The organism is Motiliproteus coralliicola, from assembly GCF_003345655.1.
GTDB lineage: Bacteria > Pseudomonadota > Gammaproteobacteria > Pseudomonadales > Balneatricaceae > Motiliproteus > Motiliproteus coralliicola.
Genome location: NZ_QQOH01000001.1, coordinates 740,794 through 759,869 on the forward strand (window position 1 = coordinate 740,794; position 19,076 = coordinate 759,869).

At 54.6% G+C, this 19,076-nt stretch carries 17 protein-coding genes; 5 read left to right on the forward strand and 12 right to left on the reverse strand.

Annotated features, from left to right (window positions below):
- The first annotated feature begins 50 nt into the window (after window positions 1–50).
- From DV711_RS03320 to DV711_RS03325, 3 genes are all read left to right on the forward strand, one after another.
- The gene (locus DV711_RS03320) at window positions 51–1,439 is read left to right on the forward strand and encodes a class II fumarate hydratase (protein WP_114694218.1); all 1,389 of its coding nucleotides are present in this window, start codon (window positions 51–53) and stop codon (window positions 1,437–1,439) included.
- 78 nt (window positions 1,440–1,517) lie between these two features.
- Window positions 1,518–1,688: a hypothetical protein gene (locus DV711_RS19445; RefSeq protein WP_165839984.1), complete on the forward strand. Its 171-nt coding sequence runs from the start codon at window positions 1,518–1,520 to the stop codon at window positions 1,686–1,688.
- A 249-nt stretch (window positions 1,689–1,937) separates the two neighbouring features.
- The gene (locus DV711_RS03325; protein ID WP_114694219.1) at window positions 1,938–3,029 is read left to right on the forward strand and encodes a TRAP transporter substrate-binding protein; all 1,092 of its coding nucleotides are present in this window, start codon (window positions 1,938–1,940) and stop codon (window positions 3,027–3,029) included.
- Window positions 3,030–3,321: 292 nt separating this feature from the next.
- Here the strand turns inward: DV711_RS03325 and DV711_RS03330 are convergent, their stop codons facing one another.
- From DV711_RS03330 to DV711_RS03350, 5 genes are all read right to left on the reverse strand, one after another.
- On the reverse strand, window positions 3,322–4,107 hold the full coding sequence (locus tag DV711_RS03330) for a substrate-binding periplasmic protein (protein WP_114694220.1): 786 nt from the start codon (window positions 4,105–4,107) through the stop codon (window positions 3,322–3,324).
- Between the two features lie 101 nt (window positions 4,108–4,208).
- Entirely contained in the window at window positions 4,209–5,417 is a 1,209-nt protein-coding gene (gene pcaF / locus DV711_RS03335) for a 3-oxoadipyl-CoA thiolase (protein WP_114694221.1), read from the reverse strand.
- An 11-nt stretch (window positions 5,418–5,428) separates the two neighbouring features.
- Window positions 5,429–6,604 carry a CaiB/BaiF CoA transferase family protein gene (locus DV711_RS03340; protein WP_207802520.1) on the reverse strand — a complete coding sequence of 392 codons (1,176 nt, stop codon included), beginning with the start codon at window positions 6,602–6,604 and terminating at the stop codon, window positions 5,429–5,431.
- A gap of 15 nt (window positions 6,605–6,619) precedes the next feature.
- Window positions 6,620–7,819 carry an acyl-CoA dehydrogenase family protein gene (locus DV711_RS03345; protein ID WP_207802521.1) on the reverse strand — a complete coding sequence of 400 codons (1,200 nt, stop codon included), beginning with the start codon at window positions 7,817–7,819 and terminating at the stop codon, window positions 6,620–6,622.
- A gap of 20 nt (window positions 7,820–7,839) precedes the next feature.
- A complete protein-coding gene (locus DV711_RS03350) occupies window positions 7,840–9,399 on the reverse strand; it encodes a class I adenylate-forming enzyme family protein (RefSeq protein WP_114694222.1) in 1,560 nt (519 codons plus the stop codon).
- 340 nt (window positions 9,400–9,739) lie between these two features.
- Between DV711_RS03350 and DV711_RS03355 the strand changes: the two genes are divergently transcribed.
- Window positions 9,740–11,827 (forward strand): 3-hydroxyacyl-CoA dehydrogenase NAD-binding domain-containing protein, encoded by a 2,088-nt coding sequence (locus DV711_RS03355; protein WP_114694223.1) that lies wholly within the window; start codon window positions 9,740–9,742, stop codon window positions 11,825–11,827.
- Window positions 11,828–11,849: 22 nt separating this feature from the next.
- On the opposite strand, the gene DV711_RS03360 is transcribed toward DV711_RS03355, so the two are convergent.
- The 4 genes from DV711_RS03360 to DV711_RS03375 form a co-directional block, all read right to left on the reverse strand.
- Complete coding sequence (locus DV711_RS03360; protein ID WP_165839985.1) at window positions 11,850–12,809, reverse strand: LysR family transcriptional regulator; 960 nt, start codon at window positions 12,807–12,809, stop codon at window positions 11,850–11,852.
- Between the two features lie 146 nt (window positions 12,810–12,955).
- Window positions 12,956–13,921: a tripartite tricarboxylate transporter substrate binding protein gene (locus DV711_RS03365; protein WP_114694225.1), complete on the reverse strand. Its 966-nt coding sequence runs from the start codon at window positions 13,919–13,921 to the stop codon at window positions 12,956–12,958.
- Window positions 13,922–14,005: 84 nt separating this feature from the next.
- Window positions 14,006–15,334, reverse strand: coding sequence for a class-II fumarase/aspartase family protein (locus tag DV711_RS03370; protein ID WP_165839986.1), 1,329 nt, complete (start codon window positions 15,332–15,334; stop codon window positions 14,006–14,008).
- Between the two features lie 211 nt (window positions 15,335–15,545).
- Window positions 15,546–15,806, reverse strand: a complete 261-nt coding sequence (locus tag DV711_RS03375; protein WP_114694227.1) for a hypothetical protein — start codon at window positions 15,804–15,806, stop codon at window positions 15,546–15,548.
- Window positions 15,807–15,963: 157 nt separating this feature from the next.
- Between DV711_RS03375 and DV711_RS03380 the strand changes: the two genes are divergently transcribed.
- The gene (locus tag DV711_RS03380; RefSeq protein ID WP_114694228.1) at window positions 15,964–16,893 is read left to right on the forward strand and encodes a LysR family transcriptional regulator; all 930 of its coding nucleotides are present in this window, start codon (window positions 15,964–15,966) and stop codon (window positions 16,891–16,893) included.
- On the opposite strand, the gene DV711_RS03385 is transcribed toward DV711_RS03380, so the two are convergent.
- Genes DV711_RS03385 through DV711_RS03395 form a run of 3 tightly spaced genes read right to left on the reverse strand, consistent with a single transcriptional unit; the run spans window position 16,851 to window position 19,075 of the window.
- Window positions 16,851–17,357, reverse strand: a complete 507-nt coding sequence (locus DV711_RS03385; protein WP_114694229.1) for an acyl-CoA thioesterase — start codon at window positions 17,355–17,357, stop codon at window positions 16,851–16,853. The genes DV711_RS03380 and DV711_RS03385 overlap by 43 nt on opposite strands.
- Before the next feature lie 51 nt (window positions 17,358–17,408).
- Window positions 17,409–17,846: an aconitase X swivel domain-containing protein gene (locus DV711_RS03390; RefSeq protein WP_114694230.1), complete on the reverse strand. Its 438-nt coding sequence runs from the start codon at window positions 17,844–17,846 to the stop codon at window positions 17,409–17,411.
- Window positions 17,846–19,075 carry an aconitase X gene (locus DV711_RS03395; protein WP_114694231.1) on the reverse strand — a complete coding sequence of 410 codons (1,230 nt, stop codon included), beginning with the start codon at window positions 19,073–19,075 and terminating at the stop codon, window positions 17,846–17,848. Before DV711_RS03395 ends, DV711_RS03390 begins: the two co-directional genes overlap by 1 nt.
- Window position 19,076: the final 1 nt, after the last annotated feature.

Sequence of the window (19,076 nt, forward strand, 5' to 3'; positions counted from 1 at the left end):
GCAGTGAATAAAACCGGCGAAACAAGCTTGGTGCGAACCTGAGATCAGCTATGGTCGATAGCCGCTTTAGAACCGAAACCGACAGCATGGGTGAGGTGCAGGTGCCGACCCACGCACTCTATGGTGCCCAAACGCAACGGGCGGTCGATAATTTTCCGCTCAGTGGTATCTGTATGTCGCGGGCGTTTATTCGGGCGTTGGGGCTGGTCAAGGCCGCCTGTGCTTTGGCAAACGCGGAGCTGGGCTTACTAGAGCCAAAGTTGGCGGAGGCGATTGCCGAGGCGGCAGTGAATGTCAGTCGGGGAACGTACGACAACCACTTCCCGGTCGATGTATTCCAGACCGGTTCGGGCACCAGCAGCAATATGAACGCCAACGAAGTAATTGCTGCATTGGCAACAGAGCTGGTTCATCATCCGGTGCACCCCAATGATCAGGTCAACATGAGCCAGAGCTCAAATGACGTGATCCCAACCTGTATCCATCTTAGTGCTGCGCTGCTGTTGCACGATCGGCTGCTTCCGGCGCTGGATCACCTGGCCCGGGTAATCGAAAACCGGGCGATTGAACTGGATGGAGTAACCAAAACCGGCCGTACCCATCTGATGGATGCGATGCCTGTCACCTTCGACCAGGAGCTAAGCGGCTGGTTAACCCAGATCAGACAAAGCCAACATCGCTTGGAGTCGGTACAACCGCGACTACACCGGCTGGCCATAGGCGGCACGGCGGTGGGGACCGGCGTCAACGCACCGGATGGATTTGCCCAGCGAGTCTGTACCGAGTTGTCACAACAAACCGGCTTGGCGCTGCAACCGGCGGGCAATCATTTCGAGGCCCTTAGCTGTCAGGATACGGCGGTCGAGCTGAGCGGCCAACTGAAGACGTTGGCGGTGGCTTTAATCAAGATCTGCAATGACCTGCGTTGGGCCAACAGCGGACCTTTGGCGGGGCTGGCTGATCTGAGGCTGCCAGCGTTACAGCCAGGTAGCAGCATCATGCCGGGAAAGGTCAACCCGGTGATTCCCGAAGCCGTTGCAATGGCCTGTACCCAGGTGATCGGCAACGACAGCTGCATCACCATGGCAGGTCAGTCAGGTAACTTTCAGCTCAATGTGATGCTGCCGTTAGTGGCGCATAACCTGATACAGAGCCTGGAGCTGCTGACTAACAGTGCGGTGCTGTTGGCTAATAAGGCGATCAAGGGATTTGTGGTCAACAGCGAACAGATCGACCAGGCGCTGGCAAGCAATCCAATTCTGGTGACCGCTCTCAATCGAGTGATAGGTTACGAGCAGGGAGCAGCCATCGCCAAACAGGCCTACGCCGAGAAGCGACCACTGCTGGAAGTAGCTCTGGAGGTGACCGGGATGGATGAAGCGGAGCTTAAACGTCTACTCGACCCGCAACGACTAACTGGCAAGAAGACCGACTCTTAACGTCAATATGAGAGCAAAAATGCCCGAGCTGAGTACTAGGTATATACTAAGGTTGTTGTTTCACATGAGAGGTGAGCCATGAAACACGTCACCTATGAAGATATGCAAGAGCGCGCCGCATCAAAGCACGTAATTGCTGAAGAGCTTAATATAGTGGTTGCCAACACGCGGGCGTTAGCGCAGGAGGCAGATCACAAGCTTGAACGGCTGCAAGAACAGCTGCGCATCCTGGAAGAAAAGCTCAGCTAACCCTCCTCCTCTGCTGAACTCAAGCCGTAACCTGAAGGTTTCGACTAGCATCGCTTTGGCCTAGAACGGTTGTCCGCTCAAGCCAGAGCTCTCCACACTCGTCTGAAATACCTAGCTGCTGGGTTAGCAGATCTTTCACCATCACTTTTATGTCCAGCCTGGCCTGCTCATCACTGGCGAAGTTGCAGTTCCAACCCTAATCTAACAAGGCAACTCCATTTTTCTTGCTGAATTATCAAGGTATTGTCGATGAGCAAGAGGCTGCCCCTTCGTCTGACCCTAACGCTAATACTGGCTGCGATCTGGCTACTTGGCATTTCCCCAGTACGTGCAGCCGAGCAGATCAAACCGGCCTTGCTGAAGGTGCCGCTGGCTTTCCCATCGGCCCTACCGGCGGTGAAAAGCTCGATTATCTGGATGGCAGATCAGGCGGCATTGATCAGCAACGGATCGCTCAAAATCAATACTTACGAGCCGGGCCAATTGGTGGCACCCTTTGAAATACTCGACGCGGTATCGACGGGTAAGGTCAACGCGGGGTTTTCAATCGCCGGCTATTGGGCCGGCAAGATCCCCGCCGCTAACATTTTCTCCTCCGTGCCATTTGGCCCCGAGAGCGGCGAGTTTTTGGCTTGGCTTTACTACGGGAACGGCCTCAAGTTGTATCAGCAGATGTACGACCAGGCGGGGTATTCGGTAAAGGTGATCCCCTGTGCGCTGCTGGCACCAGAGAGTGGTGGTTGGTTCAAACAGCCAATCAACGGGCCCGAAGATATTAAAGGTCTAAACCTGCGATTCTTTGGGCTCGGCGGTAAGGTGTTCAGCAAACTCGGGGCCTCGGTCTCATTGATCCCCGGATCAGAGCTCTTTGTCGCATTGGAACGAGGGGCCATCGATGCCACAGAGTTTTCTCAACCTTCCATTGATCAGATGCTGGGCTTCCACAAGATCGCCAAATACAACTACTTTCCCGGCTGGCATCAACAGGCAAGCGTGATCGAGCTATTGATTAACAAACAACGCTGGAATTCGTTACATACCAGCCAGCAAGCGACGCTCGACATGCTGTGCAAAGCTGCAATCACCAACACCCTGGCTCAAGGAGAGGCAATCCAATATCAAGCTATGCAGAAGAATACTCAGGAACGCGGGGTGACCAACCTATACTGGAGCCCAGAGATGCTGGCGTTGTTTGAATCAACCTGGAGTGAAGTGGTTGAAGAGGAATCAAAAGATCCCTTCTTCAATAAGGTTTGGTTGGATCTCACAGCGTTTCGGAACAATTATCGAGTATGGCAGCGCCATGCATTTCTGCCGCGATCAACTGCCCAGCAACCCTAATTGGTTAGCCAGACCAAGCTGTCTAAACCGCATTGACTAACAGGGATAAAGATCCAATTCCACAATGCTGCTCGTCGCCTCATCCAAATCGATCTCACAATGTTCTCGCCGAGCCATCCTGTCCTGCTTATACAAACAAAACAAAAATATATCGTCATTATATAAAGCAGTTTGGTTTCTTTAGATTAAGCAGCAATCTATCGTTAAAGGCAGAGAAATGACGTTTAGCCCTACGTCTGATTCGTGCCAAATTGGTATACGTGCATCATCGACAGAAGGAATTAGGCACAGTTTATTCTGCGCTCAAGGCACGTTCAGGCAGCAAAAAAGATTCCACAAGCCGATCGTATTCGCCACTTCTGATCAAGCGGTCAAATGCCAGTCGCCAGCGTGATACTTCTTCAGGAAGGGTTGCTTTAGAAAACGCTAGATGCCCCTCTGAGCGACCGAGTAATACCTGTGTGTTAATGATCTGTTCTTTACTTAAACCGGCTTCATCTAAGCTTTCTTGTAAACCCAGATCCGAAACCGTCACCAATTTCACCCTGCCGGCTTTCAGCATTTTAAAGCAGCCTGCATAACTATGATTTTCTACAAAATGGATAAATCCATTTCGCTGTAGCAGCGAACGGTGAACGTTTCCGGATACGACACAGATCGCCCCTGCTCTGCGGGCCTGTTCAAGACTATCAATCCGAATTGGAGATGAGCGATGGCGGTAAAAAAATATCTGATCTTGCTGAAGCGGACCAACCCAATGGTATTTATGTTCCCGGTGGGGTTGGCGACTGACATTGAACAATGCGTGGTTGGGCTTTTGGTCAAGAAGTTTAAAAGCCCGTGTTATCGGCACCTCTCGAATTGTATTCGGATGGCCGACGATCGCCATCATTGCCCTTACCAGTTCAATGTTGAAGGCGCGTTTACCACCGTGGGGTAGTCCACGTATCTGACCATATTCGTCCAGAACATGTTTTCCCTCGATATCGTGCGTTAAGAACTGAATCTCAGCGGCTCGTACTAAACCTGGGGACAGGGCCAGCACAACACATAAGATTCTTACGATCAGTATGAACATCGCAAGACACCCCCGATTTTTGCAGGGTTGATAAACCTATCGACTCCCCTACAAAGTTTAGAACCTAAGGTGCCTTGCGAGCTAACGTGGTGTGTTATCAGTCAGATTCTTTCGATCAATAGAGCAATTCCCTGCCCCACACCGATACACATCGTACAGAGCGCGTATCGACCTTGGGTTCGTTGGAGCTGGTAGGTTGCCGTTGTGACCAACCGGGCACCGCTGGCACCCAATGGATGCCCCAACGCGATTGCGCCACCATTGGGATTGACCCGCGGGTCATCATCCTTTACTCCCAGATCCCGTGTCACGGCTAATGCTTGGGCGGCAAAGGCTTCGTTCAGCTCGATCACATCCACGTCATCCAAACTTAGCCCGGTTTGTTTTAACAGTTTGCGCACCGCAGGAGCAGGACCGAAGCCCATGATCCTCGGGGCAACGCCGGCGGTCGCCATCCCGATGACTTTGGCTTTCGGGGTCAAACCATGCTCCTTTACCGCCGCTGCCGAAGCCAGTAACAAGGCGCAAGACCCATCATTAACCCCTGAAGCGTTACCGGCAGTGACCGAGCCGCCTTCGCGGAATGGTGCCTTGAGTTTTGCCAGTCCCTCCAGCGTGGTGCTGGCACGAGGGTGCTCGTCTTCGGTAATGCAAACCGGGCCGCCCTTACGCTGTGGAATCGATACGGGCACGATCTCTTCGGCCAGAATGCCCTCTGCCTGGGCGATTGAGGTCTTTTGCTGGCTTCGCAGGGCAAATTGATCCTGGTCCTGGCGTGAAATCGAGAATTGCTCGGCCACGTTCTCGGCTGTCTCCGGCATCGAATCGACTCCGTAGTCCGCCTTCATCTTCGGATTGATAAAGCGCCAGCCGATAGTGGTATCTTCCAGTCCGTTGGGGTTACGGCTGAAGGCTGTTTCGGCCTTACCCATCACAAAAGGCGCCCGTGACATCGACTCAACTCCACCGGCAATGACCAGCTGGGCCTCTCCTGCCTTGATCGCCCTCGCCGCCGTGCCGACGGCATCCAGCCCGGAGCCGCAAAGACGATTCAGGGTGACGCCGGGCACCGTCTCCGGCAGACCTGCCAGCAGCGCCGACATCCGGGCAACGTTGCGGTTATCTTCACCGGCCTGATTGGCACAACCGTAGAAAATCTCGTCGAGCTGCTGCCAGTCGATGTCCGGGTTTCGCTCCATCAGCGCCTTGATTGGTAACGCGCCGAGGTCATCGGCACGCACGCTTGATAGCCCGCCACCATAGCGGCCGAAGGGTGTTCGGATCGCATCGCAGATATAGACTTCGTTCATCCGCCCTGCTCCTACACGATGCCGTTATCGCGCAATACCGCGATGTCAGAATCAGCCAATCCCAGGTTTGCCAGAATCTCGTCGGTATGTTCCCCCTTGGACGGCGGCCCAGCACGCAGGTCATCCAGGCCCGCCGAGAACTTGACCGGATAACGGACCTGAAAGCTCTCCTCTTTGCCGTCACTGGAGGTCAGTGACTGCATCAGGCCTCGAGCTTGGATATGGGGATCGTCGAACAGTCGCATATCACGCCATACCGGTGCCCAGGGCAGATCGGTCTGTTCCAGCAGTTGATTCCACTGCTCGAAACTACGGGAGCGGAATAGCTCGCTCAGCAGACCGTGGACTTCGCTTTTGTGTTGATTACGTCCGCCCTTAGTGGCGAAGCGTTGATCAGCCAGCGCAGGGAGTTCAGACGAGAACTGCTCAACCAGTTGGCCCCAGAACTTGTTCTCAAACAGGCCGATCGCGATATGCTCGCCATCCGAGGTCTCAAAGATGTCATTGTCGGGCATTACAAAGGGCATACGATCCGGATCACCTTCACAAACCTCGTGGGCAACGCGAACCAGCGGTGCGGTCCAGGCCAAGATTGCATCTGTGATCGCAGCATCTATGTATTGCCCTTCACCGCGTTCTTTGGCGCTAGCCATCGCCACCGAGAGCGACAGTGCGGCATACATCGCGCCGGCGTAATCGCTCAGACGGATCTTGGGGCGGGCAATCTTGTCGTTGACCTGGGATGGCACCCCGAAATAACCCGACAGCGCCAGGAAATCGATATCGTGGCCGGCGCGATTGGCATAGGGGCCGGTCTGGCCGAAACCGCTCAACGAGCAGTAGACCAGTCGTGGATTGATCGCTTTGACCTCCTCATAGGAGAACCCCAATCGATCCATGACCCCGGGACGGAAGCTTTCCACCAGCGCATCGGCGTTGGCCAGTAGCTGGCGCAGCAGCGCCTTGCCTTGATCGGTTTTCAGATTCAAGGTCAGCGATTTTTTATTCCGGTTCAGACGCGCGAACATGTCCTTGCCCAGCACCCGTCCGGTATCGCCCTCCTTCGGTTCCTCGATCTTGACCACCTCGGCACCCAGGTCGGCCAACAGTTGGGTTGTCATCGGCCCGGGCAGCAGCCGGGACAGGTCGATGATGCGCATGCCGTTCAAAAAGGACCATTGATTCATCGGTAATCTCCCCCGTTAAGCGTCTTGGGCTTGGCGCCAGGCTTTGTTGATGCCCTTGGCGATGGTGTTGCGTTGAATTTCACTGGAGCCGGTCAATACCCGGAACATCCGTAAACGACGAAACGCCCACTCCACCGGATCATTTTTGGTCAGTCCCACGGCACCGTGAATCTGTACGGCTTTATCGGCGATCTGGAATGCGTTTTCGCCGACAAACACCTTGCACATCGAGGCTTCGTTACGGATATCTTCGCCACTGTCTGCTTTGGCCGCTGCGGCGGTGATCATGCTGCGGCAGGCAAACAGCGCGGTTTGCATGTCCGCCAGCTGATGCTGAATGGCCTGAAAACGGGAGATCGGACCGCCGAACTGCTCGCGACGATTGGCGTAATCGACCGAGCGATCGAAGACGAATTGGGCGTGGCCCAGCATCGTCGGACATTGCAGCAGTCGGTTGATGTTGATCCGGTTCATCCCCAGCTTGAATCCGTTACCCAGGCCGCCAAGAATGTTGCGTGCTGGGACGCGAACATTTTCCAGCAGGATGTCGTTGTCGATATGCTGACCCGACATCGGCAGGTAATCGCCGCTGATCTGGTAGCCGTCGGAATCAGCATCCACCAGGAAGGCAGTGACGCCGTCAGTGCCGGCTTCAGGATCGGTTACCGCCATGACAATGGCGTAGTCGGCGGTGCGTGAGGCGGTGATAAATCGCTTATGGCCATTGAGGATATAGTCGTCACCGTCACGAACCGCGCGGGTTTGAATCCGGGTCGCATCGGAGCCGGCCTGGGGTTCGGTCAGTGCGAAGCAGCCGGCCCGTTCGCCACGGGCGGTCGGCAGAAAGAACTCTTCAAGCTGGCCTTCGCTGGCTTGGTTGAGGATATAGCCGATCCGCATCGGGCCACCGTTCTCTCCCAGAACACAGCCGTACAGCGCTGCATTGGAGCGCGTTGCGTCCTCTTTCAGGATGCACAGCTGCGAGATCGATAATCCCTGGCCGCCAAACTCGACCGCCAGATTACAACCGTAAATCCCTAGCTCGTGGGAGCGCTGCCAGATCGACTGCAGCAGTTCCCGTGAGAAGCAGGTCTCATGATTGAGACCCTGTTCCTGCTCCAGCGGAATCAGCTCATTCTGAATAAAGTCATTCATTTTACGGCGCAGTTCTTGGAAGGCTTCAGCGCCCATGCCGGTATTGATGGGGGTATTCATCGCGTTTACTCCTGCTGCCGTTAAACTTTGCGTTCGCTGTTTTGCCAATAACGATCCCGAACTTCGCGGCGCTGAATTTTGCCGTTGCCGTTTTTGGGCAGTTCGGATTCGAACTCCACCGAGTTGGGCTTCTTGAAGCGTCCAAGCAGCTCGGCGCAGTGATTGATCAGGGATTCAGCGCTGGTTTTGGCACCGGGCTTGAGCACAACGACGGCTTTCACCGACTCGCCCATGTCGGGATCTGGCGCGCCGACCACGCAGGCTTCGAACACATCCGGATGTTGGTAGAGGGCATTCTCGACTTCGTTGGGATAAACGTTGAACCCGCCGGCGACGATCATGTCTTTCTTGCGATCGATGATGAACAGGTAGCCCTGCTCGTCGGCGTAGGCGATGTCGCCGGTGTGGTAGTAACCATCCTTGAGCACTTCTTCGGTCAGATCAGGTGCATTCCAGTACCCCTTCATCACATCCGGGCCACGAATTACCATCTCACCGGCTTCTCCAACCGGCAGTTCAACGCCCGCGTCGTCGACAATTTTGACCTCGGTCGCGAACAGAGGTCGGCCACAGGATGACAGGCGCTCCGGGTGGCCGTTTAGGGCGCTGGCGTGATCCGCTTCGGTCAGTACGCAGACAGAAGAGCAGGTTTCACCGGCACCGTAGCCCTGATTCAAAATCGGGCCAAAGAACTCGATCGCCTCTTTCAAGCGTGCCGGTGAAATTGGCGCGGCACCGTAACGGATCATCTTCAACGAGCTAATGTCGTAGCGATCTCTGTTGGGCGAACTAAGAATACGATTGATCATCGTCGGCACCAGGTAGGTCTGGGTTGCCTGCTCACGCTCGACAGTGGCCAGGAAATCGTCGGCATCAAACCGTGACATCAACAGATTGCAGTGTCCCTGGGACAGCAGCGGCATAATCGACATGCCGGAGGCGTGGGTGATCGGCCCGACATGGATACAAATTTCCTGACTATCGGCATGCAGCTGGCCGCGATAGATCAGCTTTTGCAGCACCGAGTGGCGATTTCCCACCGTCTGCATCGCGGCTTTTAGCACCCCGGAAGAACCCGAGGTGTAGTGCAGTACCGCGAGATCTTCGGGTTCCATCTCTTCCGCCACGGTCTCACTGGAGGCGGCGGTAAGTGTCTGCTCGTAGCTGTCCTTCGGATCAACCAGATCACTGTCGCCCATCACCAGAATGCGACGTACGCTGTCGCTGCTGTCCAGCGCCAGCTTAGCTGCGTCGAGGTGTTCGGGATCAACGATCAGTACCTGGGCCTGCGCATCGTTGCAAACATGAACCGCCTCGGTATCGGACAGCCGGGCGTTGATCGGGGCTCGAACAAAACCACCCTTATAGAGGGCCACTTCCACCTCGATGATCTCGGCACGGTTCCATGCCAAAACACCTACTCGGTCACCGGGAAAAAGTTCCAGGCTCTGCAGGGCATTGGCTAGCTGGTTGCTGCGCTGGTCCAGCTCACGATAGGTCAAAGATTTACGTTCATCTTTAACCGCGAGTTGATCGCCCCAGAATCGTGCGCTACGTGTAATCAGGCTCCCCAAATTCATTAATTTAACCTCCGATGCCTATCCGGTCTTATTTGAGAAAGCATCGTAAAGGTGGAGTGAACAACCCGATTCCGATGCCGAATTCAGGTTTCACCCTAACGGAGCGTTATGTATATGAAAAATATTTAATAGATAGATCAGCTATCCTTTTTTCTTATATCTGGTTTCGAATCTAGCCGAGTCAATCAGTTAACTGTTGTTAGCTGTTATCAATACTTTTTTCCGATAATAAGTTCACCTTTTAAGTATTTCTTATAGCCACTACAGCTCTGCTAACCTGCTGCCAGCTTAGGTGTAACAACGGTAATTGAACCCAAAAACCAACTCAGGAGAGGCATCAATGGCGGTAGTGGAAATAGAAATTCGAGCTAACGTTGCGGTTATTCAGGTTGATAATCCGCCGGTCAATGCAATCTCCAGCCAGATTCGTAGCGGACTGGTTGAAGCCATCGAACAGATTGAAGATAACAATGCGGTGGATCGAGCGATTTTGATCTGCCGAGGTAGAACCTTTATGGCCGGTGCGGATGTACGCGAGTTCAGCCAGCAACCACAACCACCCCACTTGCCCGAAGTCACCGCAGCGATTGAGGCCAGCCACAAGCCGGTGACTGCAGTTATTCACGGCCAATCACTAGGAGGCGGACTGGAGATTGCTCTGGCTTGCCACTATCGCATTGCATTGGCTGGTAGCAGGTTAGGCCTGCCAGAGGTCAAATTAGGTCTGCTTCCAGGTGCCGGTGGAACCCAACGACTGCCGCGCCTACTGGGTGCAGAAGCCGCCCTAAGCATGATCGTCAGCGGAGACCCTGTCAGTGCCGAAAAAGCACTCGAATCCGGCCTGATCGACGGCTTATGCCAACTCAGCACAGAAAACCCGCTCGCCGACTTGTTTGAGTATGCGCTCGATTTTGCCCAGCACCTAGATCTGTCCGAAACCAGTCACCGACGCCTGTCTTTGCGTTCAGCCACCGCCCCGAATGCAGGGCTTTATGATCAGTGGCGTGAACGCTACACCAAACGGCAACGGGGCGTCGACGCACCCCAAGCCTGTATTGATGCGATCGAAGCTGCCACCAGCCTTCCCTTTGATCAGGGTATCGCTAGAGAGCGTGAACTGTTCCTGTCACTGCGAGGCTCGGATCAATCACAGGCACTACAGCATCTGTTCTTTGCCGAGCGGCGTGCTTTACGAAATACCGGTGTGGGTACGGCCCAGGCCCGGCCTATCAACTGTGTTGCGATAATCGGGGCCGGCACCATGGGCACGGGTATTGCGATGAGCTTCGCCAATGCCGGTATCCCTGTCACGCTGCTGGAAATTGATCCGCAGGCGTTGGCTCGGGGAATGGACCGGATCGCCAGCCAGTATGCTGCCACCGTCAAGCGCGGCAAATGCAGCCAGGACGAAGCCGAGCAGCGTCGCGAACTCATCCAGGGTACGACCGACTACGCCCAACTGGCCCGGATCGACCTGGTGATCGAGGCCGTGTTCGAAAAGCTCGAGGTCAAACAGCAGGTGTTCGAGCAGCTGGATCGGCACTGCAAGCCCGATGCGATTCTGGCTACCAACACCTCTTACCTGGACATCAACCAGATCGCCGCCGTAACGTCACGACCGCAACAGGTTTTGGGCCTGCACTTCTTCAGCCCGGCTAACATCATGAAACTGGTCGAAGTGATCAAAGCAGACCGGACCAGCGACGTTGCCATGTCCAGTGTGCTGCAACAGCTTAAACGGCTGGGCAAGGTGTCGGTGACCGCCGGCGTTTGCCACGGTTTTATCGGCAATCGGATGTACCAGAGTTACCAGCGTGAAGTGGGGCTGTTGATGCTCGAAGGCGCCAAACCCAGCCAGATCGATAACGCCCTGTATCAATTCGGCATGGCCATGGGGCCGTTAGCGGTGGCCGATCTGTCAGGTCTGGATATCGGCTATCTAATGCGTCGCTCACTGGATGAATCGAAATACGAACAACGGGCTTTTCTGATTCATGATCGACTGGTCGAGTCAGATCGCAAAGGGCGCAAGAGTGGCGCTGGGTTCTACCGTTATGATGCCTCCTCAACCGCCAATCAGGATGATCCTGAGGTATTGGAACTGATCAAGACGATCGCCACTGAGCAAGGGGTTGAGCAACGCTCAATCGATACGGAAGAGATCGTTCAGCGTTGCATGCTGGCGCTTATCAACGAAGCAGGCCATATTCTGGACGAAGGTATTGCCGCCAGTGCTGCCGATATCGATCTGGTCTACTGCCACGGCTACGGGTTTCCCAAGCATCGAGGCGGACCGATGCAACTGGCGAGCTGTTGGGGATTAGCGCAGGTAGAAAAGCAGATCGACGAGCTGGCCCGAACCCAGGGTCCGCGTTGGTGGAACGCCTCGAAGTCGCTGCGGGATGCGGCTCAGAAAAACAGCTGGTAAACAGTGGCATTGGAGACGCTGATCATTCCGGATCAGCGTCGTTCTGCTGCGGTTCGATCCACTCGCCTCGGATGATTCCCTGTTGATAGAGTGAATAGATTGAATCGTGCAGCATGGACTTGACCACATTACAGGCGGCATTCAACGGAAAGCCCTTGGGCCAGGCCAGGTAGATCAAGCGCTCAAGGTCGGGTTTGACGATCTTTCGGGTTGAGACCTCTCCATCCAGCCACATATGATGCTGGGATGACCAGGGTAATACGGCTGCCGCCACGCCATCACGAACATAGCTGCGCAGCAGTCGTCCCGATTCCGCCTCGACCTTGATATTGAGCGGAAGCTTTTTCTCGGCCGCGGTCTTTTCTACCAGCGCACGAACTGCGTGTTTCTTGTGGCTGGCAACCAGTGGTTTACGACTCAGCTCGCGGAAACCGATCTGCAGGCTGTCATCCTGCTGCTCTCCCTCTTTAAGTCGCTCAACCAGATACAACGGCTCGCGGTACAGCACGATACCGTTGATGTTGTTGGACGGTGTTTCACTGGCAAGCACCCCCAGATCGGCACGCCCGCTTTCGATCAAAGTGTGTCCTTTCAGGCTTCGTGCTTCGATAATCCGCAGCTGGATATCGGGGTACTCTTTGTCGACCGATTTGATCAATTTAGGCGCCACATGGGGGGCTAGCATCGGTGGCAGCACCAGTGCCACCTCGCCTTTGGGGGTATTGGCTTCAAACAGCACATCATCCTTGGCTTGTTTGAGCTGGGCGGCGATCTTCTTGGCGTGCATGTAGAGCACATCACCGGCGGCGGTTGGTGTGACACCGCGCGGACTGCGTATCAGTAGCGGCGTATTCAGCTCGCCTTCGAGGTTGACGATATGCTGGCTCAGTGCCGGTTGGGCAATGCGCAACTTGCGAGAGGCTTTGAGAAAACTTCCTTCCTCGACGATACCGATAAAATAATTGAGCTGACGAATATTCATCCCGGCACTCCACCAACTGGCCATGTTTAGCTAGACAAAAACGTTATAGTTAAGCCTACGGAATCAGTCAATGTTTAATTAAGCAAGGTATTGGGTTTGCCTGAATTTACGTCAGCATACGCAGATCATCCCATTTCATGCCCGGTTTATTTTTTGAGATCGGTGATCAGCTCGAGGTTTTCTTGTTCCATTGAGGTCAAGCGAGCGGAGGCTTCCTGTGGACCGGCATAGAAAACACTCATCCCTTGGCGATGAAGTGCCTTGGTGTAGTCCGGGGATAGCACCGCCTGATTCAAAGCCTCGACCAGTTGATTAACAATTGGGGCTGCCGTGCGCCCCGGCGCTAACACCACGATCGGTGAGCTCAGATCGGCAAATTCCAGTCCGGTTTCTTGCAACGAAGGTACCGCGGTCTGCACCCGATCGCGCCCGGTTGCCAACAACGCCACTGGTTTTATCAGGCTCTCAAACTTAAAGGCCTGCTGAATTCCAATCACCGCAAAGCCCACCTGTTCACTAATCAGTGCAGAGCGAGCAGGAGCGCCGCCGCTAAAGGGAACATCACGCGCTTGTAAATCGTTCTTATACAGAAATGCCCGGCCTGCCGTGTGATGCACGCCTCCCCGCCCCGGGTGGGACCAGCGCAGCTTGCCCGGATTTTGCTTAAGCATGGCAACCAGTGATCCAACATCGTTGATTGCGCTGTCAGCCGGCACCATCAATGCCGGAGTCAGGCGGCCAACCTGCCCCAACAGTTGGAAGTCACTCAGGTTAACCGGCAGTGGTTTGAGCATGGATGAGAGCAGCAACGAGCCAGCAGAGGCCACTAGGAGAGTATGCCCATCGGCAGGCGACTTGGCCGCGGCAACAGCACCGACGATGCCGCTTCCCCCTGGTCGGTTGACCACCACGACAGGCACATTGAGAACCTTTCGAAGTTCCACGGCCAGTGCCCTGGCATACAGATCGGTGCCACCACCGGTTTTATACGGAACGATCAGATTGATGGGACGCTGCGGAAAGGCGCTCGCCTGGGATATTGGCCCCAAGGAAATAGACAAGCAAAGAACCAACAGTAGGTGGAGTATCGACTTAGGAATTAACGTTCGCATCAAACCGCCTGTTTTTGTTGTTATTTCCAAGTACAAACATAGGCAAAAGCACAGACAAGGGGTCTGTGCTCACCTAGTAACCTTTTAGTTCACGCCACGTACCTTTTTCACCGACCGTTCAACGATATGTTGTGCCGAGCCGACGTAGTTCTCCGGTTGCAACAGACTTTCGATCGATGCCTGATCCAAGTGCTGCTTAATCGCAGGCGTCTTGTCGATAACCATCGCTAAGGTATCGCCAGGTGCGGATCCTTTGATCGCCTTTTTGACGATCTTATACGCTTCACCTCTACCGATCTTAGCCGCCAGCGCATTCATGACGGCTTCCGACATCGCAAACCGATTGGCCGTATCGAAATTACGCTTCATGTTATCCGGCTTCACGATCAGTTTGTCGAATAAACGTTGAGCGCGTTCGATCGAGGCTGATGTAACCATAAAGGACTCGGGGATGACCGACCACTCGAGGATCCAGGGTGAACCCTGGCGGGTATCGCTATGGCTCATCATGTCCAGCGCCGCCGAGTTGTACATTTTGCCCATTCGAGAGAATCCGCCCATGAATTCCGAAGCCCGCGGATTGCGTTTCTGGGGCATGGTGCTGCTTGCGCCGCCCTCACCTTCCTTCAACTCGTCGATCTGGGTTCGGCTAAGGTTATTGACGTCGATCGCTACCCGTCCCAGGGTGGCATCGATCAATGCCAGCGTTTGAACCATCTCGGCAAATACATCTCGGCTCGGGTTCCAGGGTGCTATCGGCAATTGCAGCCCCAGGCGGTCTGCGACGGATTCCTGAAGCTGGATACCCTTGTCACCATAAGGAGCCAGAGTGCCCACGGTGCTACCGATCTGCGCCTGTAACCTTGAGCTTGCTTCGTCAAGCCGTTCGAGGTGGCGATACAGCTCCATCATGTAGGTGCTCAGGTGAAGACCAAAGGTAGTGGGCACCGCATCCTGTCCATTGGAGCGTGCCAGCATGACGGTTGCCTTATGCTGATCGGCTTTATCAGCTAGCTGTTGCATCAAACTGATCAATTCCTGACGAATCAGTGCTGTTCCCTCCTTGATTTGCAACACCGTCGCAGTATCCATGATGTCCTGGGTGGTGCTACCAAAATGCAGGTATTCGGATACGGCTTTGCCGCCTTTTTTACGCAACTGTCCCAGCAGCGGGTTAACGCCCCGGCCCACTTTATTGGTTTTGGCTCTGAGTTTGTCGAAGTCGATATTCTCTAACTTCGCTACTTCAGCAATGGCTTGAGCGGAACTGGCGGGGATCATGCCCAGTTCGGCCTGAGACTTAGCCAGAGCAACTTCAACGTCTAACCACTTCTGCACCATTGCCCGATCGGAGAACACCGTCCGCATTGCGGGTGTGCCAAACAGATCACGGTAGACGGATGATTCAAACACGCTGACGGCCTCTGTCTGTGTTGCCCAGGCCGGACTCGAAACTCCGGCCGAAATGCTTAATGAACAAGCGGTTACCATCATGATTTTTTTGATCATTGTTATTCCTCGACAGATTCATCCCGCGCGACGTTCTCTACCCTTGAATGAGCTCAGGATATGGAGTTTTTGGCAGGAGTTTTGGATATCAAAAAAGCGATTAGTGAGAACTGGATCAAGAATTGGTTAACCGGCTCAGGGTTCTTTGCTCGCTTAACACGCCGGTCAGCATCATGGCCAACCCCAATCCGCTTAAAAACCAATGGATTCGCGTAAATGGTTCGGAGTTATTGGCCAGGAAAAACAGCAGGTCGAGAATGACAACTACCAGCCCGATACAAACTAACTGGCTGCCGGTCACAGAGGCTTGTTGGCGCTGACGGCTAACAACCATAGATGCTGATAGGACAAGCTTTGGTAAACCCAAGGTAACCATGATCAACTCCTGCTATTAGGATCTGTTTGTTGTTGTATTGATCCAGCCTCATCGTCGTGAAGCGGTTGCCATTGAAGCTATCAAAGCCCAATAAATAAAAATAATGAAATGAAAGCAGCTATAGTTAACAAATACTGATTATAAGGCTTGCTGTTTAATGAATATCAAAGGGTTAAGAGCTTTCTATTTGGTCGTAACTAAGGGGTCACTGGCCTCCGCAGGTGAGGCGCTTTGTCTTAGCCAACCCGCTGTCAGCCGACTCATTTCCGTTTTGGAAGCTGAATTGAAACTCAATCTGTTCCATCGAAGCCGCCGTAGTCTGCAGTTAACCCACGAGGGAAAGCTGTTCTTTCAAGAAGCGCAGCGGATTCTGGAGGGGTTCGATGAGATCCCGCAGATCGTCAACGACATCAAGCAGCAGAGTTTCCGTAAGCTTCGCATCGTTGCGATGCCAAGACTTTCGCCGGGGTTGGCGGCACCGGTTATCGCCCGGTACACCAGCAAATTCCCAAATGTACAGCTGTCGGTTGATACCCTTAGCCGACGGGATATGGAAAAGTGGCTCTCCACCAAGCGCTATGACGTGGCGTTGGTCACACTCCCCATCAAACACGACGCAATCCGCACGGAGCCGTTGTACAACATCCGCGCGGAGGTGCTACTTCCGAGCGATCACAGGCTCGCACAGAAATCGGAGATCCGTGCTGAAGACTTGCAAGGGGAACGGATGATCAGTCTTTTCCCTGGACTATTATTGCGCCAACAGCTCGACGATATTTTCCACGCTGCCGGTATCAAGATGAGTTACGCCATCGAAGCGGCCGCCTCGCCGGTGGCGTGCCAGCTGGTCAGAAATGGAGCCGGCATCACGGTTATCGATCGGCTCTCGGTGCAGGGCATGGATATGAACGGCCTATGCTTGAGACCGCTCATTCCCGCACGTTCGATGCCGTTTGGACTGCTTTACCTACAGGGTAACGAGGTAAGTCCGTTGGCACAGGACTTTATCAAGGAACTCAAAACCTACCTGTTAGAGCTGCAGGATCAATGGGGGGAAACCTTGGAGCTGTTACCGTCCAGCACATGAGCGGCCATCTCGGCACCTATTTTTTTGCGCATCTCCATCAAACGGATAGCTGACTGGTGCAGATGCTTATCCTCTTCCGTTTCCGGCACCCACTCGGGCACTTTGGAGGGGCGCCCTGCATCATCGACCGCGACCATAATGACAATGCAGTGGGTGGTGAGATGGCGTTCCGGGTGTTTGGGATCGCCTGCCCTGACATCGATACCGATATGCATCGATGTGCGCCCGGTAAAAATGACTTTGGCGCTGACTTCAACCAGGTTGCCGACATGAATCGGCTGAACAAAACGGATTCCACCGGCATAGGCGGTAATACAGTACTTTCCGCACCAGCCTGCAGCGCAGCCATAGGCCGCCAGGTCGATCCACTTCATCACCGCACCGCCATGCACCTTACCGCCGAAGTTCTGATCGGCCGGTTCGGCCAGGAAACGTAAGGTCAGTTGTCGTTGAGATCCAGACATCGTTACTCCAACAAGTTGTTAAATCACCTCCCAAAGAGGTTTTCTGATCGTTTAGACACTTTGCTCAATGGTCAGGGTCCGGTTAGTCGGGTCTAAGCGCACCAGGCTCCCTTGAGCCACCTTCTTGGTAATGTCGAACTCGAAGGCTTGTAATAACGGAATTCCGGCAAAAACCGCAGCTTGAATCATCACTGGCCCAGCATGGTTAAATACCAGTGCCGCCGGAGCTGTTCCGAGACGGACCATCTCATTTAACAGCCAGGACGACGCCACGCCCCCCTTGGCGCGATCAACGACCAGAATTTTTCCGGCTACGCTGACACCTGGTTCGGCTATCCCTGGGCGAAGAAACTCACCGCTACGGATATCCAGGTCATAACGTGCTGAGAAAGCCGAACTCAGTACCAAGGCCTGGCCTTCTACCACATCACCGAGCCCCGGCTTGGTGCTGATGAAGGTCTGATTGCGTTGACTACTCTGCTTCTCCATTACAGGACCCTCCCGGCGACTGCAGAATTTACACAGTTCTCCAGATCCGCCGATGCCGCACGATAACCGGCGCCATTGAGGATATTGGAGAGTTTCAATGAGGGAGCCAGCGCGACATGCCAGCCATTTTGACGCCGAATCGGCTCCGAGCCGGACTGGAAATAATCGATGCCATCCAGCAACTGACAACCCGATTGCCTCAGTCGCTTGTCCACGCCCATCACCCGTGCCGCTTCCAAGGTGCCGTGATCGACAAAGGCCAACATCGTGACCGATGAGGAGATTGTCTTACCGTGCAGCAGATGCTCCAGATACAACAGCTCTTCCCAGCTCATCTGGGGGGCGCCGATAACGACCAGATCCAGCGCTTCATCCCGAATGCTTTCGGTACTCAGTAGTTGTTCGACGGCCGAAGATTCGAGTAACTGGACCGGCAGTGTTTGGTGGTCATGGCGCTCCGCTTCCGGTGTCACACCCTCGATATGGAACATACCCACCGCGCCATGGCCTGCCATAGAGGCACCCAAATGGCTCAACGCCAGGGCGCCCGGATGTTGACTGACGCCGCGGATCAGCGGGATCTGTTCGCCGCTGTCGAGCTGTTGGCCGATTAACGCACCCAGTGCGCCCCACTCGGCCAGACTCTTCGGCGTCCAACGTATTTCGAAGACTCGTTGGGGCCGGCGATTGAGCTCCAGATGCAGACCCCAGCGCGGCACAAAGCCGGCAATCGCTGCGGCCAGGCCTGCAGGCCCTGCCTCAAAATTGGTTCGTGCCCCCAGTGCTGAGTTGGCGTAGATCGCCGAGGGAGTCGAGCCCATTGCGATCGACTCACCGAAACAAGGTGCAGGGACCGAGTGGTTGTTAACATGGGAGTAATCCATATTGCAGCCCAAGCGTCGAATCGCCGCCATCCGTCGCTGATCGAGGGCCATAAACCACGCCGGCAGTCCCAACTTGAGCAGCTCCGATGAAGTCTGTCGGCTTTCCAGGAAAAGGCTGGCTCGTGGACGACGTTGTTTCGGTTCGGTTTCGGCCAACTGTTCGAGAAAATTGATCCCGGCCTCGCCCATCGCATCGGTATCGGCCATCAGGAACGCATAGCGGATCGGAGTCAGCTGGTCGGCCCCCAGGGCTTGTCCGGTTTCAACCAGAAACCGCATCGCCCAGGCCCGGCATTCACCCTGCTGACCCTCTAGCATCTGCTGCTGTAGGTCGGTTAATTTCATA

Bases quoted from the DNA above. Each gene is read 5' to 3' on its own strand.
- DV711_RS03365 (WP_114694225.1), bottom strand. From the start codon at position 13,921: ATGCGAACGTTAATTCCTAAGTCGATACTCCACCTACTGTTGGTTCTT.
- DV711_RS03345 (WP_207802521.1), bottom strand. From the start codon at position 7,819: ATGAATACCCCCATCAATACCGGCATGGGCGCTGAAGCCTTCCAAGAA.
- DV711_RS03350 (WP_114694222.1), bottom strand. From the start codon at position 9,399: ATGAATTTGGGGAGCCTGATTACACGTAGCGCACGATTCTGGGGCGAT.
- DV711_RS03375 (WP_114694227.1), bottom strand. From the start codon at position 15,806: ATGGTTACCTTGGGTTTACCAAAGCTTGTCCTATCAGCATCTATGGTT.
- DV711_RS03320 (WP_114694218.1), top strand. From the start codon at position 51: ATGGTCGATAGCCGCTTTAGAACCGAAACCGACAGCATGGGTGAGGTG.
- DV711_RS03330 (WP_114694220.1), bottom strand. From the start codon at position 4,107: ATGTTCATACTGATCGTAAGAATCTTATGTGTTGTGCTGGCCCTGTCC.
- DV711_RS03385 (WP_114694229.1), bottom strand. From the start codon at position 17,357: ATGTCTGGATCTCAACGACAACTGACCTTACGTTTCCTGGCCGAACCG.
- DV711_RS19445 (WP_165839984.1), top strand. From the start codon at position 1,518: ATGAAACACGTCACCTATGAAGATATGCAAGAGCGCGCCGCATCAAAG.
- DV711_RS03390 (WP_114694230.1), bottom strand. From the start codon at position 17,846: ATGGAGAAGCAGAGTAGTCAACGCAATCAGACCTTCATCAGCACCAAG.
- DV711_RS03355 (WP_114694223.1), top strand. From the start codon at position 9,740: ATGGCGGTAGTGGAAATAGAAATTCGAGCTAACGTTGCGGTTATTCAG.
- DV711_RS03380 (WP_114694228.1), top strand. From the start codon at position 15,964: ATGAATATCAAAGGGTTAAGAGCTTTCTATTTGGTCGTAACTAAGGGG.
- DV711_RS03325 (WP_114694219.1), top strand. From the start codon at position 1,938: ATGAGCAAGAGGCTGCCCCTTCGTCTGACCCTAACGCTAATACTGGCT.
- DV711_RS03340 (WP_207802520.1), bottom strand. From the start codon at position 6,604: ATGAATCAATGGTCCTTTTTGAACGGCATGCGCATCATCGACCTGTCC.
- DV711_RS03395 (WP_114694231.1), bottom strand. From the start codon at position 19,075: ATGAAATTAACCGACCTACAGCAGCAGATGCTAGAGGGTCAGCAGGGT.
- DV711_RS03360 (WP_165839985.1), bottom strand. From the start codon at position 12,809: ATGAATATTCGTCAGCTCAATTATTTTATCGGTATCGTCGAGGAAGGA.
- pcaF (WP_114694221.1), bottom strand. From the start codon at position 5,417: ATGAACGAAGTCTATATCTGCGATGCGATCCGAACACCCTTCGGCCGC.